At 42.1% G+C, this 17,153-nt stretch carries 15 protein-coding genes; 7 read left to right on the top strand and 8 right to left on the bottom strand.

Annotation, left to right across the window (positions count from 1 at the left end):
- From MHN79_RS02200 to MHN79_RS02185, 4 genes are all read right to left on the bottom strand, one after another.
- On the bottom strand, positions 1 to 184 hold a 184-nt coding region (locus MHN79_RS02200), incomplete at its 3' end, for a hypothetical protein (protein WP_239171500.1).
- Between the two features lie 180 nt (positions 185 to 364).
- Positions 365 to 2,803, bottom strand: coding sequence for a PAS domain-containing hybrid sensor histidine kinase/response regulator (locus MHN79_RS02195; RefSeq protein ID WP_239171499.1), 2,439 nt, complete (start codon positions 2,801 to 2,803; stop codon positions 365 to 367).
- A gap of 23 nt (positions 2,804 to 2,826) precedes the next feature.
- Complete coding sequence (locus tag MHN79_RS02190; RefSeq protein ID WP_239171498.1) at positions 2,827 to 4,041, bottom strand: ABC transporter substrate-binding protein; 1,215 nt, start codon at positions 4,039 to 4,041, stop codon at positions 2,827 to 2,829.
- Between the two features lie 125 nt (positions 4,042 to 4,166).
- The gene (locus MHN79_RS02185) at positions 4,167 to 5,036 is read right to left on the bottom strand and encodes a LysR family transcriptional regulator (protein WP_239171522.1); all 870 of its coding nucleotides are present in this window, start codon (positions 5,034 to 5,036) and stop codon (positions 4,167 to 4,169) included.
- Between the two features lie 115 nt (positions 5,037 to 5,151).
- On the opposite strand from MHN79_RS02185, the gene MHN79_RS02180 reads away from it, so the two are divergent.
- Together MHN79_RS02180 and MHN79_RS02175 are read left to right on the top strand one after the other, a co-directional pair.
- Positions 5,152 to 6,366: an MFS transporter gene (locus MHN79_RS02180; RefSeq protein WP_239171497.1), complete on the top strand. Its 1,215-nt coding sequence runs from the start codon at positions 5,152 to 5,154 to the stop codon at positions 6,364 to 6,366.
- Positions 6,367 to 6,411: 45 nt separating this feature from the next.
- Complete coding sequence (locus MHN79_RS02175) at positions 6,412 to 6,978, top strand: DUF1415 domain-containing protein (protein ID WP_239171496.1); 567 nt, start codon at positions 6,412 to 6,414, stop codon at positions 6,976 to 6,978.
- Between the two features lie 46 nt (positions 6,979 to 7,024).
- On the opposite strand, the gene MHN79_RS02170 is transcribed toward MHN79_RS02175, so the two are convergent.
- The gene (locus tag MHN79_RS02170) at positions 7,025 to 8,068 is read right to left on the bottom strand and encodes a diguanylate cyclase (protein ID WP_239171495.1); all 1,044 of its coding nucleotides are present in this window, start codon (positions 8,066 to 8,068) and stop codon (positions 7,025 to 7,027) included.
- Positions 8,069 to 8,243: 175 nt separating this feature from the next.
- Here MHN79_RS02170 and MHN79_RS02165 point away from each other — a divergent pair, with 175 nt between their 5' ends.
- A complete protein-coding gene (locus tag MHN79_RS02165; RefSeq protein WP_239171494.1) occupies positions 8,244 to 8,819 on the top strand; it encodes a nucleoside triphosphate pyrophosphohydrolase family protein in 576 nt (191 codons plus the stop codon).
- A gap of 60 nt (positions 8,820 to 8,879) precedes the next feature.
- On the opposite strand, the gene btuD is transcribed toward MHN79_RS02165, so the two are convergent.
- The 3 genes from btuD to MHN79_RS02150 form a co-directional block, all read right to left on the bottom strand.
- Positions 8,880 to 9,635 carry a vitamin B12 ABC transporter ATP-binding protein BtuD gene (gene btuD / locus MHN79_RS02160; RefSeq protein ID WP_239171493.1) on the bottom strand — a complete coding sequence of 252 codons (756 nt, stop codon included), beginning with the start codon at positions 9,633 to 9,635 and terminating at the stop codon, positions 8,880 to 8,882.
- Positions 9,622 to 10,617: a vitamin B12 ABC transporter permease BtuC gene (gene btuC, locus MHN79_RS02155; RefSeq protein ID WP_239171492.1), complete on the bottom strand. Its 996-nt coding sequence runs from the start codon at positions 10,615 to 10,617 to the stop codon at positions 9,622 to 9,624. Before btuC ends, btuD begins: the two co-directional genes overlap by 14 nt.
- A gap of 102 nt (positions 10,618 to 10,719) precedes the next feature.
- The gene (locus MHN79_RS02150; protein ID WP_239171491.1) at positions 10,720 to 11,748 is read right to left on the bottom strand and encodes a succinylglutamate desuccinylase; all 1,029 of its coding nucleotides are present in this window, start codon (positions 11,746 to 11,748) and stop codon (positions 10,720 to 10,722) included.
- Between the two features lie 671 nt (positions 11,749 to 12,419).
- Between MHN79_RS02150 and MHN79_RS02145 the strand changes: the two genes are divergently transcribed.
- From MHN79_RS02145 to sbcB, 4 genes are all read left to right on the top strand, one after another.
- Positions 12,420 to 13,106 carry an NAD(P)H-binding protein gene (locus MHN79_RS02145; protein ID WP_239171490.1) on the top strand — a complete coding sequence of 229 codons (687 nt, stop codon included), beginning with the start codon at positions 12,420 to 12,422 and terminating at the stop codon, positions 13,104 to 13,106.
- Positions 13,107 to 13,268: 162 nt separating this feature from the next.
- Positions 13,269 to 14,642 carry an L-cystine transporter gene (locus tag MHN79_RS02140; RefSeq protein WP_239171489.1) on the top strand — a complete coding sequence of 458 codons (1,374 nt, stop codon included), beginning with the start codon at positions 13,269 to 13,271 and terminating at the stop codon, positions 14,640 to 14,642.
- A gap of 259 nt (positions 14,643 to 14,901) precedes the next feature.
- The gene (locus MHN79_RS02135) at positions 14,902 to 15,567 is read left to right on the top strand and encodes a transporter substrate-binding domain-containing protein (protein ID WP_239171488.1); all 666 of its coding nucleotides are present in this window, start codon (positions 14,902 to 14,904) and stop codon (positions 15,565 to 15,567) included.
- A 108-nt stretch (positions 15,568 to 15,675) separates the two neighbouring features.
- Positions 15,676 to 17,100: an exodeoxyribonuclease I gene (gene sbcB, locus MHN79_RS02130; RefSeq protein ID WP_239171487.1), complete on the top strand. Its 1,425-nt coding sequence runs from the start codon at positions 15,676 to 15,678 to the stop codon at positions 17,098 to 17,100.
- The last annotated feature ends 53 nt before the right edge of the window (positions 17,101 to 17,153 follow it).

The raw sequence follows: 17,153 nt of genomic DNA, 5'->3' as shown, positions 1-17,153 counted from the left end.
TGGGTTTTACATCGTAACCCGTTACTTGTACGCCAGTTGGCTCACCACCATCATTAATATGTTGTCTCACCACTTTGTATTGCAATGTATCACGCTGCTTATCAAGCATATCCAGCGTGTACTGGTAGTCTCGTTTTTGCTGGCGAGCAATCTTGTCCTGGTTTCTATCAAACCAATCTTCCATCTCACCTGAGAACACGCAATGGTATTTATCAAATCAATTAACACAATACTGAAATATGAGAATGGTAATAAATATTTGTAATAATCATGGTTTTATCGGTGCAGATCACAAAACTAGCGAGAGAAGTTTCTTTCTTTAATAAAGATTACCTAATCGTCGCACTAAGATACTGATTTACAGTTAAGCCTGCTTCGCTGAATTGGCGCTATTAGGGGTAAGTGTGGCGTGGAAGACTTTATCTAGTTTTTCAGAACTGACTGGTTTGGTAATAACGTCCGTGCAGCCTTCTGAAATCATTTTCTGACGGGTATGCTCGAACGCGTCGGCGGTACACCCTATGATAATCGGTGGATCATCTAAGTCTAGTGACGATATGGTTCTGGCCGCTTCTATTCCATCCATTTCTGGCATATGGTTATCCATTAACACGCAGTCAAAGTGGCGTTGCTGCACTCGCTCAACGGCGAGTAGGCCATTTTCAACCACTTCATGTTCAAAGCCTTTGTTGGCAAGAAATTTCCCCAATACCACCGCATTTACGCGCGTGTCTTCAGCAATAAGAACGCTTAATCCAGTACCATCAAATTCTGGAATAACCTCTTGCTGCGTGTTCTCATCGGATATATCGGTTAAAGCAACAGGTAACATAATCGTAAACTGACTGCCTTCACCCATGACACTGCTTAGCTCAATGGTTCCATTCATGGCCTTTACTAAATCTTTAGTGATCGAAAGGCCAAGTCCAGTACCACCAAACCGTCTGGTCGTGTCGCCTTCGGCCTGAGAAAATGGGTCAAATATCGCCGAGTGTTTCTCTTTGCTGATACCAATACCCGTATCTGAGACTTGTATCGTCAACTCACCTTGGCTATCTTTTTCGATAAGCGAAACGGACAGACTCACCGTTCCTTGCTCAGTAAACTTCACTGCGTTACTTAATAAGTTCTGTAAGATTTGAGAGAGACGCGTCTCATCTGCTCTCAAGGCTTTCTCGCAAGGTTGAAAGTATTCGCTTGAAAATTCGAGGTCCTTGTCTAAACAAAGCGGCTGATACCATCTCTCTAGTCGTTCCACTAGTTCTTTAAGATGGAAATCTCTTTGTTCGAGTTCAAGCTTGCCTGCTTCAATTTTCGAGAAATCGAGAATGTCATTGAGGACATTGAGCATGTGCTTACCTGAAGCCACAAACGTATCGACATACTCATGCTGCTCCTCGTTAAGTGAAGTATTACTGAGCAATTCACCCACACCTAATATGCCGTTCATTGGCGTCCTTAGCTCATGACTCATCGCCGCTAGAAATTGTGACTTAGCGATATTAGCCGCTTCGGCTTCAACCGCTTTAACTTTTAAAGAAGCTTCTAATTCCACCCGCTGGGTAATATCACGTTCAACCGCCATAAATCCCTCAACCTGACCATCTTTTGTATATAGAGGCGTCAAAGCGATTTCGATCCAATAAGATTGACCACTTTTGTTGTAATTCAGCAGTTCAAAAAAACCGGAAGCACGTCTATCTATGGCATCACGTATTTGCCTTGTAGTCTCTTTATCCGTACTTTCACCTTGCAGCATATCGCCGGGTTTTTTGCCCATCATTTCAGCTTGAGAGTAGCCCGTAAGTCTTTCAAACGCACCATTCACCCAAGTGATTTTGGTGTCGAGGTCAGTAAAGACTACCGCATCGCGCATATACTTAACCACACGAGCAAGCTGAGCAGACTCCGCTTCTTTCGTTTTTAATTCTATGGACTGTTCGTAGAGTTGATGTTCAGATTCTGCTAAAGCTCGAAATGGTGAAACCAACACCTTCCGTCCAAATACAAACATGACAAATAGTGAGAGACTTACAGCAATGGCCATACCGACGAAAAGGCTTCGGGTCAGGTTTGATTCTGCATCACTCACTAGCTGCGGTGAGACAGAATAAAGTAGAGACAGCTCAGTTCCCTCGATAGGAAACATATCGACCTGCCAAGCATTCGGTGGAGTCATCTGCCAATCAAGCCTGTCCTGAGCAATACCGAACCAATGCATGGTATCGGTGCCAAGGCTTTCAAAGAAATTGCTTTCAGCTACCGGAGTTGTGTAAGTCACCAACCCTTCAGCATAGCCATTGTATAACACAGGTGATGTAAGTAATAAGTAGTCAATTTCATTGCTGCTAAAGAAGGAGTAGGAAACGCCTTCCATGAGAGTTTCGGTCTCAACACCAGAGACAACATAATCTTCAACGATCTGAGGAAGCTTGTTCTCTTTGTAAACCAGCCCACCAGAAAAATCATATAGATTGATGTAGGCACTTGCTCCTGCCCCTTTAAGCAGAGAAACTTGGTCAGAAAAAGCCTCACTGTTCGATACACCTTCTAACGTTGCTCCCTTCACTACCGGGTGAGAAGTAACACGATCTAACCTTTGCTCATGCAACTTAAAGAACTCAAAAACATAACGTTCTATGGCAACAAATTTTACTTTCAAACTCTCATTGATAAGTATTTGAGCCGTTTCACGAGCCTGATGTTGGACGAACAAAAAGCTAGCGAGCATAAATACAGAGGCCCCAACAATAAGAAATACACTAAAGAGGTGCATTCCATTTTTCTTATCAAATTTAAACATGCTCCTTTTTTGCCTTCTAAGGGTTAAATTGAGTTAGGTAACAGTTTGACCGCGTCTTTTTCGTCATACATGGCCATACAATAATCTTTGCTGCCGAGTGCTTCATGAGCATCAAAATTATCGTCGCTAAATGGCGCATAAGGTTTTTGGTATGTTTTTACTAAACCTTGAACAGGCTTATTCATCGATTCTAAGGCGGCTTTTATTGCCGTTCTGTTAGCTTGAGCATCTTGGGTAAGTGTGACCTTGTTTGTCGCCGAAATTAATACACTTGCTATATCATAACCATGAATGAAACCTGCCGGAGCCTTAATGTTGGTGGTTTCAAAATAGGCAGGAAACATGGTCTTAGCTTTTTCAAATACCGCTTGATTAAAGCTGTTGCTTTCTGAGCTATAGAAGTTAAAACAAGATTGGATAAAGCGCAGTTGTGCCTTTTCTCTAATTTCGTAAGGTACGTTTTGCGCAAACTGGCCACCGGTAATGCCCCAATGACTGTAGACTGGCATGTTAATACCCGTCTCGGACACACTCTCAATAATGAGCTTTCCTTCACGACTGTTGGCAACCAATAGTGCACAGTCACCACCACTAGACTGGGCTTCTCGGATAAGAACTCTCGCATCAACGTCCTTGATTCCCCAATCAAACCAACTTGTTTTCACCTTATTTTTAAGATCTTCAGGCAATGCAGCCATCATCGCCTTGTGGTTAGACTTTCCCCAGCCCGTATTTTCCAGCACTAAATGAGGCTGTTTACACTGGTTATTTAACGCATAGCTAACCAGTATCTTGCCGACTTTGGAGTCATCAACAGATAAGCGGAAAACATAGTTATCTTCAGCCGATGGATAACGAGTAATAGGCGTTCCCGCAGCCCATGGGACCAGTGTTAGAATCTTGGATTTATTGATGTATTCTCGATACTTAATAAGAGGAGGCGAATGTAAACCCGCCACATATACTAGGCCCTGAGTATCTTCTAAAAAGCGCTGCATATTCTTTTTACTTCTCAGCACATTGCCCCTGTGATCAGTTGTGACAAACTCTACTGGCACCCCTGCAATTTGATCGCCATGTTGAGAAAAGGCTACCTTAATACCATGCTCAATGGAGAGTGCGGACTCTAGATGCCCTGTCCTATCAGCATCAAGGTAGACCCTGACAACATCCGGTTTACTTGCCTGTACGGCAAATGCTGTTAATACGAAAATCAAGGTCCAAAACAGTCTAACCATAACTTGTGTCCATGCCTTCCATTCTTAGCCTCTCTATCTAGACTAGGAAAGTACGGTCATTTTTCCAGTAATTTATTGACTTACCAATATAAAAATCGGCACGTATTTGATGGTAAAAACCCTATCTAAACGTACTGTTTAACGAAGTCAATAAAGGTTCTATCTGCTATGGATAGGTATCCATTCCTTCGCCATGCGAGTGAGAGCCGAATGTGTACAGGATCATCAAAGGGTATGGCAACAACGTCCGCCTCATTGTCTGTAACCAGCTTGAGAAGTGCGGTGATGGCAAACTCATGCTTTACAACACTTAAAATCAGTGGAAGTAAATTGGTTTCAAATGAAAGTTTGATATCTCGCTTGTATAAGCGTGCTTTATCTTCAACGAAATCTCGATGGAAGTAACCGGATTTAAACATAACCAGTTCATGGTTAAAAAACTCTTCAAAACTGATGCATTTTTGGCTTGCTATATCATGCTCGGGGCCAACTACTGCCACCATTTCTTCGTCTGATAAGTAATCTGTCTCCAAATCATCAGGGACGTCATGGTCATCAATAACCCCTAAATCTAAGTCGCCATCCAAAAGCATCTGGCGAATAGACCGAGTACCAGCATCAATCAGCGTTATTTTCAGGTTGGGATAATGTGCTTTGAAAGCCATTAGTACTTGTGGAAAAAAATAAGATCCCATCATACTAGGAGCTCCGAGCCGTACTTCTCCTTTTTCAAGCCCCCTCAACTCATCAATAGCCAGTTTGGCGTCATCAATGTGTTGCAACACACGCTTTGCATATTGATACAGTACATTGCCTTCTTCCGTTAGCGAGACATGTCGATCATGTCGACGAAACAACTCAACTCCCAATTGCTGCTCGAATTTTTTTATCGACATGCTCAAAGCTGGTTGGGCGATATGAAGCTCACGAGCAGCTTGGGTGAAATGTTTTAATTCAGCCACTGCAACAAAATGCTTTAGATGCCTCGTATCCATCATCTCTCCATAAGCAATACTTATCAACTCTATATAGTTAATATATTTTATTAATCCTCACTTCACCGATATCTTGATCACAGTAACAAGCGTTTTTAATGAGGTAGTTAACCCTATGATTGCTATCGGGACTAATGATTATTGGCGGGTAATGATCACTCTTGCTTTAGGTTCTTTCGTTGTTTTCTGTAACCTTTATTTGTTCCAACCAATGCTACCTCATATGGCAGAGCAGTTCTCAGTCACGGAAACCCAAGTTAATTGGCTGTTTGCAGCCACCACACTTGTTCTGTCTATTAGCTTGGTACCTTGGGCGGTGGCATCAGAGTCCATTGGTCGTAAGCAGGTCATGTTGATTGGGCTGTTGTCGATGCCACTTATATCTGTCGGTATGCTACTACTACCGTCCTTAACAGGTCTTGTTGTTTTAAGAGCGATGATGGGAATAGCGATTGCTGCATTTGCATCCGTCGCGGTTGCGTATATGGCTGAAGAATTGTCCAGTTCAGCATTTAACCAAGCCATTGGTGGATACATTGCTGCAAACTCTCTAGGTGGAATAAGTGGCCGAGTGATAGGCGGAGTAATCACCGAGGTTTTTGGTTGGGAGCAAGCGGTGATGACTATGGCAATTATCACCTTCTTTGGCGCTCTACTTGTCATGACTTTTCTTCCAAAGCAAAAGCATTTTACGCCTCAATATGGTTTACTGAGGTATCATAATCGAGCGATAATCAAACACCTAAAAAATAAAACAATTGTACTCGCTATGCTGATTGGTGGTGTTAATTTTGCTCTATTTGTTAATTTATACTCGGTGATGGGCTTTCGTTTAGTAGAAGCTCCGCATTTTCTTCCGATCGGATTAGCTTCATTGATCTTCCTCTGTTATCTGCCCGGGACAATTAGCTCGAAACTCACCGCTATTTGGAGCCGCCATTATTCTCCGATAAAAGGCATAATGACTGGCACGCTAATAAGTTTCTCTGGCATGGCGATCGCCTACTTTGATAGCATACCGCTCATGGTGCTTGGTCTGTGTTTGATTAGTTTTGGAGCATTTTTCGCCCACACCTTAGCCTATTCATGGGTGAGTCAGAAAGCCACAAATGCCAAGGCCACAGCAACCGCTTTATATCTAGTTCATTACTACATTGGTGGCAGTCTAGGTGGTTTTTTACTTATCTATTGCTGGCAACATGGTGGTTGGTTAATGGTCATGGGGGGAAGCTCACTTCTTTACACTGCAATACTTTTGCTGTGCCACCAACTAAAACAGAGTTCACTTGATGGTTCAAAAGCCGTTCAACTTAATCGCTTACAGCAATAGTGCTAATCTGCTATCCTTGGCTGCCAGTACAAATTAAGTAATACAATGAAAAATAAAGATTCAGTTCAGATTGCTCAGCAAGTAAATCAGTGGCTCAATGACGTGGTTATAGGCCTCAACTTATGCCCATTTGCTGCTAAACCACAGCGTAACAATCAAATTAAAGTATTCATTAGCCAAGCAAGAGAAGAACAAAACCTTTTGGAAGACATACTGACTCAATTTATGGAGCTGGAGAAAGAACCATCCAAGAAGTTAGAGACAACGCTTGTTGTCGTCCCTAATATGCTTAGCGATTTTGAGGACTACAACTTATTCATTGATTGGGTTGAAGCACTGATACGCCAGCAGAAGTGGCAAGGCATCTTCCAGCTTGCGACGTTTCACCCTAACTATTGCTTCGCTGGCACAGAACCGGAAGATGCAGAGAACCTAACCAACCGATCGCCATACCCAATATTCCACCTTATTCGGGAAGACAGTATGGAAAAAGTACTCAAACATTATCCCAACCCAGAGTCTATTCCTGACACCAACATTGAACGAGTGGAAAGCCTTTCTCAATCAGAAAAAATGAAACTATTCCCATATTTATTTCGACAAAATCAGTAATGCAAGGGCGTTTGGCTTTGACGTTTACCAATCTTAAACGCTTTAACTAACTTGTTACTGTTATAATGCGATCGCGACCCTGCTTTTTTGCCTCATATAAAGCGCTGTCAGCGCGATCGATTAAATACTCGAGTACCGTTCTTTTACATTCAAGGTCTTTCTTTTGGGCGAAATCAAAATGGCAGACGCCAATCGATATTGTGATGGGGTCTCTGTCTAACACAACTTCAGAAACAGATTGATGTAGCTTACTGAATATTTGTTCTCTCTCATCAAGGCTGCGCTCGGGAAGCCAAACTACAAACTCCTCCCCACCAAAGCGAGCAATGAAGTCCATATCTGTCAGCCTAGATTTGAGTGCTTGAGCGGTTTTCTTCAATACATCATCACCCACTTGGTGACCATATTTATCATTGACCTGCTTAAAGTGATCGATGTCTAACACAGCGATAGACCCTTTTCCTTCCGCCAAAAGCATCCGTTCTATGTCTGAATGAATGGTTTTGAACATGCATCGGCGATTGGAAACCCCCGTAAGCGCATCATTAAACGCCTGATACTCCAGCTTAGCATTGAGTTCTTTTAAGCGTTCCTCTTGCTTACGTCTTATGAGCTCGACCTCTATCCAAGACGCCATAAGCTTGAGTGCATCAATATCAACTTGAGCAAATGATCGCTCGTAAGGTGTGGCAGATGAAAAATTCAAGGTGCCAAACACCTCATCGTCAATAAAAATTGGCACCCCGATATAAGACTCCAAACCAAACGCTTCATAGGCAGGATGTTTGGCATATCTGTCGTCTTTGCCCATATTTTCAATCGCTACAGGCGCAAACGAGCTACACGTAATTTGGCAATAGGTAGCATTGTAATCAAACGTATCACCAGGGTTAAGTTCCACTCCCTCAGGCGTCACGCAGTGTAGTACGGTATAAACATCGTTTTCAACGCGCGACAATATTCCAATATCTAGATTAAAACGCTCTAAACCAAGCATAATGAGTTGGGTAATTTGGATATCGAAACCTTTCTGGTAATCATTCGTGATCTGGTACAGACGTCGAATTAGTGTTTCGCTGGTTGCTACCATCTCAATCCCTATATTTTTCGTTAGATGTGGTGTATTTTTATTAACCTTATTATCAAAAGATTAGCATACGCTTCTCTTCTTAGTGAGGCCGTACCCTTATTTATTTTTGGCTTTGATGGCACCTTGAGTGACGCTTTGATACTATAAAAGAAATTTTTCGTATTTTGGTTAAATCATGCGCTTATCCAAGCTTACACAAGATATTTTTGATCATCTCTATCGTGATATTACGGAGTTTCGTACTACTTTTGACTTACCCGTAGATAGCCCTGACACCCTAGATTCACAAGCCGATATACTGCATACCTCACTTGCCATTGAAGAAATGACTGAGCTAGCAGAAGCGGACAATAAAACCGAGCAAGCCGATGCCATTATCGATAGCGTTTACGTTCTCATGGGGCGTTTAGTGCATTTGGGCGATGCAACGATAGAGTCCAACCTTGCGATTACATATCTCATCGACTTATTACTTAACGTCGCCGAAAATCGTGGTATTGATTTTATTCCATGCTGGGATGAAGTTCATTCAAGCAATATGAGTAAGGTTTGTCGTAATGAACAAGAATATGCTGACACCGAATCTCATTATGCCGAGCAAGGTATTAAACTGATGGCGGTTCAAAAAGGCGATTATATCATTGCTAAATGTGCCGAAGATTTTGTGTCCGAGTCGAAAACGATACGACAAGGCAAAGTATTAAAGTCTGTTTACTATCGTCCCGCAGATTTAGCGCCACTAACGGTTTAAAGCATACTTGTAGCCACCCTAAGAGACTCCAAAAACCATACTTAGAGTGGCTATAATACCTTATGTGAAAACCAGCACAGGCTCGCCCTTAACTTGCGCCAATTCCACTCTGGTTTTAAATACGCGAGAAAGTTCATCGGGGTCACATACTTCTTTGACAGATCCAAATGCTTGCATCACTCCTTGCTCTAGTAACAAAGCACAATCTGCATTTCTTATTGTACGATTGAGGTCGTGATTGGACATAATGACTGATATTCCCATATCTGCTATCTTACGAATTAATCTATACAAGAAAACTTCCTGTCCAATATCAAGCGCAGCCGCAGGCTCATCCAGAATGAGTAGTTTGGCATCAGGGTTAAGTGATGGCCAAACTTGAAGACATATTGCACATAACCTTACGCGTTGCCACTCGCCACCAGATAATTCATGTATTGAACGATGCAATTTATCTGTAATTTCAAGCAATTCTGTTAGCTCTTGAACAACGGTCTCAGCCGCTGTTGTGAGCTTCTGATATGCAGCAGGAAGCGACAAAGATAGATAAAATGACACGTCGAGATTAAATGCTGGACGGTCATTTTGGCTTAAAAATGCACGGCTAATAGCCAAAGTTTCTAGTGAGCTCTCCCCTACCTTTATATCATCAATGCAGACATTGCCTTGGAAATCTAATAGGCCAGCGACACAAGCTAATAACGTGCTTTTTCCACTTCCATTAGGACCAATTACATGGAGCACTTCACCCTTATTTAGGCTAAAAGAAAGGGGCAGAAGACGAATGCCGAGCGACAAATTATCAATGCGAATCATGATGTTTTACCAGCATCCAAATAAATATCGGTGCGCCAATACTTGTAGTGACGACACCCAAAGGAAGCTCTGCTGAGTGTAAAGCGGTTCGAGCAATAATATCGGCACACACCACTAATATTGCACCCATGATTGCAGATACAGGTAACAAGTATCGATTTTGTGTACCTAGTGCCAATCTAACCATATGAGGAACAATCAGGCCCACGAAACCGATAACTCCCCCTAAGGCAACCGAACCACCGACTAGTACAGAGACCGAGAGAATAAGTTTCCAACGAATAGAATAAACATCTACCCCAAGCTGTTTGGCATGCTGTTCACCCATCATAAGTTTATCCAACATGTGGCCTTGAATACACAACCAAACTAAGACAGGTAACAAAAATAAAGTAAGCACATGATGATACCAACTAGCGCCACCAATTCCGCCCATAAGCCAATACATAAGTTGGCGTAAGCTCAAGTCATCACTAAAGTAAAACGCCCAAGTAACGATAGCACCAGTGAGAATACCTAGCGTAACACCAACCAGCAATAAACGCGTTGTGGTGAGCTTCATCATTGTTGCAACAGAGACCAAAAAAATTGTAAATAACAAGGCACCGATAATAGCGGCAATCATAAAGCCAATCGGTGTCGCCCATGCAGGCCAAAGAAAAAGAAGGAGAACCATGACAACACTTGCTCCACCAGATACGCCTAATAGTCCAGGTTCAGCAAGCACATTACCTAACAATACTTGTAGAACTCCTCCTGAAACCGCAAGAGCGCTGCCAATAACCATTGCAGCAAGCAACCTAGGTAATCTCAATTCAGTAACTAGCTGTGTTTGAATCGTCGTTAAATGTGAAAACGGCCAGATAAACATATCACCTACCATAAGGTGAATAGCAGACACAGTAATAAGGATGACTAATGACACCAGAGCGAAGCGCTTCCAGCGAGTGTGTTGATAGTTAAGAAGTTGGCTTAAGTGCATTCGATTCAAGCTTTAAGAGCAAGTATGGCTGAGTATATACAATAATCGCTCAACCATACCCTGACACCGCCAAAATAGAAAGTAAGAGTTAATTCCTAGGCATCAATCGTAGACAAGCTGACCAGATTCAAAGCGTGTTTTGACTGGGCAAACCATGAGAGCTGCTCTCTGGCCAATAGCAACATGTCGATTAGGAAAAACTATCGCTTCCCCTTCATTTTTAGCCATAAGTGGCTTGTCGCCGTCATGACCAAACACTTCTCCGTGCTTAAACGACGTGAAATTTGCCACATCATCATCAAAGAGAAAATTAAAGTCTTCATTAAGCCGAACGATAGTGCGACTCACTCGATACATCACTGGTTGACGTGGAAGATGCTCTGAATCAGTTGACGCAATCAAATCACGTGTTGCTAACTCAAATGCAGCAAGCTTGTTAAGGTCATTTTCGCCAAGACGAGCCACCTTTCCTAACTCAACCGTAAGCGCCTGTGCAGCATAATTCTCTGCGCTGTACCAACTAAAAGTACTTGAAGGAGCATTTGAAAACATCATAGCTTCCAAATGGGCACTTGCTGAAAAATCAATCAGAGCTTTACTTCGGACTGAATGACGTGTTTTAGGGCTCACACCGAAAGTGTAATGCTTGGAAGAGCGAATGGCGCAATGTAAATCCAAATGCCAACGTTTATCTTGCGGTGTATCTCGATAGAAAGAGGAGACCACTCGTTTCAAGTTTTCAGCAATCACGAGTTCTTTTGTTGCTGAATGTTCTTTGTCATCAAACAAACGATTGAGATTCATTTCAATAAAACGGGTATGTTTATTGGTCGACTCTGGGTGAGCCACAATGAACAGTAAACGCTCTTTGACTGGCTGAAACCCTGTTTGAATATCTGAAACAATTTTATCGACGATTTCCATAGGCGCCGTTTCGTTGCCATGAATACCACAAGATAGAATAATATGTTTACTGCTTTCATCCAGTTGAGATGGTATGACCTCTAGTACTCCCCGCTCATGGAGTTTAAACAAGGTGCCGTTAGCAACAGTCATCTCACCAGCTAACATGGGTTGTTCTAGATCTAGGCTGTCAAAAAGAAAAGATTGGCGAAAGAGGCTTTTCGTCATGCGCTACTCCTTTATTGCACAGCGAGCATGTTAATGAATTGTTGAAGAAAATTATGTTGACATGATCTCAGTTATAGCGAGAAAAGTCATATTTATTAATAATAATTGTGCTGCATCACCGTAAACAGCCAGTACGAGGTAGTGTCTGGGCGGCTTACTGTCAATCATATCATATTTGTGGTGAATGAAGCCTCACTACAAAAAATTGAGATTATCTCAACTAAACTTCTGCACAACTGTCTAAAAAGCATACTAAAAGACAGAAAAACGGGCATTATTATCATTATGATAATCAAATTGACGACAAAATTAAGACATTATTGAGTTTTTTGCTATCTTTTGAGGTGGATACAAGCCCAAAGCGCTGTAACCTATTGAAATATATAATACGACTTGTTTGATGGCACAAAGCCTGCTTAACACGCAGAGCAAAGTTTTTTCGTACATGGAGGTTTGTATGTTTGCCAATCAAAAATCGAAAAGAAATAAACTCCCTAAACCAACTTCTAAAGCACCGAAACGCGTTCCATTCTCACTGACTTAGCGATTAAGATAGACAAAGGCCTCGATGTTCGGGGCCTAAAACTTTAAACCTCAAATACAGATCACAGATTTTTGTCTCATGTTGATAGATTCTCTAGTCATCGAAAGGTTTGTTGAGGACATCATCATTGTCTGAAGAAAAAACACGAGTGATTATTATCGCTGGGGCAACTGGCCTGATTGGCACTGAACTAGTCAAGCAAATGCTAGAAGCAGATCCAATCACACATATCTATGCCTTGAGCCGACGATCTCTGCCCTTTTATCACCCAAAACTTGAAGTAATAAAAGATTCACAGCTGCAAGTAAAAGATTGGCCATCGGAAAATCCATCACCAAAATACGGGTTCATTTCTCTGGGAACAACTATAAAGCAAGCTGGCTCGAAAAAAGAACTAGAACGTATTGACTACCATTTGGTCTGTGAAGTTGCCCAAACCATGAAACGATTAGGCGTAACCCATATTGCTATTGCCTCCAGTTATGGTGCTTCTACGCATGCTATTTCTCATTATTTACGTTGCAAAGGTAAAATGGAAATGGCGATTGAATCTATGGGGTTTGAGCATGTCACATTCGTCAGACCAGGCCCTTTGGTTGGGTTAAGAGACACTCCACGAAAAGACGAAGCGGTTATTCAATTAGTTCTCAAATCAATACGACCGCTGATGTTTGGCAAACTGGCTAAACTGCTCCCAATTCAAGCGAGTGAAGTGGCCAAAGCAATGCAATATAGTGTGTTTTCTGATTACGAGCATAAGATAAGAACCCTCGATAGCATTCAAATAAGAAACCTCATCAATCGTTATCAATAAATAACAGTAAGTAGGCTTGCACAAAGAAACGCTCTCCTGATTGGTTAATAACTTATTGTTATATGTAATACCCAATGTTCATTTCATTGCGACCTGGCAATTCACTATCGTTGATCGCAGCATCAAATATTGTCATAAACTTCGTTACTAAAGGCTACCATTATGTCATTTGCATCTATCGCTTCTTTGGCGATATTTGTCGCACTTCTTATTTTTATAATGCGGCAACAAAACAAAGAAAACAGTTTGTCACGATTGGTTCTAACCGGTTTAGTCGCTGGCAGCTTATTTGGGCTTATGCTCCAGCTGACTTTCAGTCAAGACACCCATGTCATCAGTCAGACTCTAGAGTGGATAAATATTGTCGGCAGCGGCTATGTAGGTTTATTGAAAATGGTTGTCATGCCACTTGTATTAGTATCTATGATATCGGCTGTTGTAAAATTAGAAAAAGGCGGTTCACTCGGAAAAATTTCTGGCCTAACCATTTCAATATTACTGGCTACCACAGCGATCTCTGCATTGGTAGGTATCATGATTACTCAAGCTTTTGGGCTGACAGCACAAGGTTTAGTTGAAGGAGCCAGAGAAACTGCCCGTATTGCCGTTCTGGAAAATAGAGCTGGCGCGGTCAGTGATCTTACTATTCCACAGATGTTAATCAGCTTTATTCCCACCAACCCGTTTGCCGATCTAACAGGAGCACGTTCTACTTCCATTATTGCGGTCGTAATATTTGGTATTTTAACTGGTATTGCTGCACGTAAAGTGATGATAGAAAAGCAAGAGCTTGAAAAACCGATAAGTGTGTTTGTTGATGCCACTCAGTCAGTCGTCATGCGACTGGTAAAAATGATTATGGCCCTTACGCCATACGGAATTGCGGCATTGATGGCAAAAGTTGTGGCAACTTCAAGTGCCAATGACATTCTTAACTTACTTGGTTTTATCATAGCGTCTTACGTGGCAATAGTACTTATGTTCGTCGTCCATGGAATTCTGGTTTCTTTCGTGGGCGTCAGCCCTAAAAGTTATTTTCAGAAAATATGGCCTGTGCTTACTTTTGCCTTCACCTCACGAAGCTCCGCAGCAACTATCCCACTAAATGTCGAAGCGCAAATCAACAAGCTGAACGTTCCACCAGCAATTGCTAACCTATCTGCATCATTCGGTGCAACCATAGGACAAAACGGTTGTGCGGGTATCTACCCTGCCATGCTTGCTGTTATGGTCGCGCCAACTGTAGGTATTGACCCGACAGATATACACTTTATTTTATCTCTTATCGCGATCATCGTAATCAGTTCATTTGGGATAGCTGGTGTTGGCGGTGGCGCTACTTTTGCAGCACTAATAGTATTACCGGCCATGGGGCTTCCTGTCACCATCGCGGCCCTACTCATTTCCATCGAACCACTCATCGATATGGCACGCACCGCTTTAAATGTCTCTGGTGCAATGACAGCGGGCACCATCACCAGTCGACTGATTAGAGACGAATCTTCTGATAAAGAGCCAGAAGTACAACAAGCTTAACTTAAGCTTACTAAGCCTCGAACCTAAATGTTTGGGGCTTTTTATTTAAAAATCAGCCCAGTCAGATACCTCTTGTTTCATCTCTATATAATGCCGAATTTCCAATTTTGACCTATCCTCGATAAAGGAACCTTTAACTTAGCCCCTAACGATACTGTGTATTATGCTCCGAACACTTTATGTAACAGCATTAGTATTACTGTCCTTTGTCTCGCGAGCCAGTCTACCTTTGTATGATCCTTGGGGGGAACTCAAGTTCATGACCGAAGAATACCCTCCCCTAAATTTCACTGATGATAACGGTCGTTTAACTGGTCTGTCAGTCGAGGTATTACTGGGAACTGCGAGATACGCTAAATCAGGACTTAGCAGAGAAGACATCCTAATTCTTCCCTGGGCAAGAGCTTATAAAGACACACTTAGACGCAAAGGGAGTATACTATTTGCGACATCACGCAAGCCTGAGAGAGAAGCTTTATTCTTGTGGGTAGGCCCGATATCCAAAGGGACACCTTCTTTTCTCATTGCTAGAAAAACCAGTAACATAAATATTATCTCAGATACCGACCTAGCCCAGTATCGTATCGGAGTGATCAGGGGCGATAGCCTAGAAAAGCGCGTCGAAAAATTGAAAGTCCCAGAAGACAACATCATACGTTCACATGATCCTGCACTGCTTGCCCAACAGCTTGTAAAAGGGCGTATCGACCTCTGGGCCACCAACTGGAAAGGTGCTGAAGCTTTATTAAATGATCTCAACGTTTCTATCAGCTTGGTTGAATCCGTATATCAATTTAAATTTAATGACAACTATTTTGCGGTTAACAAAACTACACCTATTGAGGTTGTCAACGAGATGCAAGCGGCACTGGATGAGTTTAAAAAAACACCGGAATACCAGACATTGGTTGAGAAGTTTAAGTAATTATCTAAATTCAATTAATCCCCACTTACTGAGAAAACAGCTTCCTTCGTTTATCAACTGATATACAATACTCATGGTGAAAAATCACAAAGACAGAGCAATAAGCCAATGAGTAACAAAGAACAGCCAACATTTTTCTTCTTCGATTATGAGACATGGGGAACCAGCCCAGCTCTAGATAGGCCATGTCAGTTTGCAGGCGTTCGCACTGATATGGACTTCAATATTGTTGGTGAGCCTCTGGTTATTTACTGTCAGCCTCCTTCAGATTATTTGCCTTCACCAGAAGCAGCGCTAATCACAGGTATTACGCCACAGACTGCTATTCAACATGGTTTACCTGAACCAGAGTTTATTGCTCAAATTCACCATCAGCTATCGGTTCCTAATACGACTAGCTTGGGTTATAACAATATCCGATTTGATGATGAAGTGACTCGCTATACCTGTTACCGAAACTTTATCGATCCTTATGCTTGGAGCTGGCAAAACGGCAATTCACGTTGGGACTTACTGGATGTTATGCGAGCCTGTCACGCGCTTCGGCCAGAAGGTATCAACTGGCCAGAAAATGAAGAGGGTTTTACTAGCTTTAAACTCGAACATCTTTCTGTTGCCAATGGTATAGAACACGAGAACGCCCACGATGCAATGGCTGATGTTATCGCGACCATTGAAATGGCCAAAAAGATAAAAGCCGCCCAACCTAAACTGTTTGATTACTTTCTAAATATGCGCCACAAGCGTAAGCTCAATGAACTGGTTGACATTGTTAATATGACACCATTGATGCATGTCTCTGGAATGTTAGGGCGTGAATGTCAGTATACAAGTTGGGTTGTACCATTGGCATGGCATCCAACTAATCAAAATGCCCTGATTGTAGTCGACTTAGCCAAAGATCCTCAGCCACTTTTTGAGCTTGATACCGAGCAGCTAAATCAGCGACTATACACAAAACATTCAGAGCTTGGCCCAGAAGAGCTCCCTGTGCCCATTAAACTGATACATCTAAATAAATGCCCTATCCTAGCGCCAGCAAAAACACTGACGGCTGAGAACGCCGAAATCATAGGTATCAACCGTGAGCAGTGCCTGAAAAATCTTGAACTGATCAAACAAAATCCTGAGATTAGAGAGAAACTGGTTGCGCTTTATTCAGAAGAACGAGAGTACGAGTCAAGTAACAACGTAGATTCACAGCTATATGATGGTTTTTTCTCTCCTGCAGACCGCAGCTCAATGAACATTATTAAAGAGGCAGACGCAGAGAAATTGGCTTCGTTAGACATCTCTTTTAACGATAAACGTATTGCCCCACTCTTGTTTCGCTACCGAGCAAGAAATTTCCCTTCAACTCTGAGTGAAAGTGAACAACGTCGATGGGCAAGCCACTGCCAAGATTATTTTGCCAACCACATTGAAGACTATATGCTCAATTTGGAAAACTTAGTTCACGAATATGAAGATAACGAAAGCAAACTTGTTATTTTAAAATCTATCTATAAGTACGTTGAGAAGTTAGTCTCGTAAAACACTTACTATCTGAACCCTAACGAAATGCAGGCCATTACACTATTACAATC

The sequence above is a fragment of the Vibrio sp. Of14-4 genome, from assembly GCF_022347625.1.
Lineage (GTDB): Bacteria > Pseudomonadota > Gammaproteobacteria > Enterobacterales > Vibrionaceae > Vibrio > Vibrio pristinus.
This window is presented reverse-complemented; position numbering and strand designations above follow the sequence as displayed.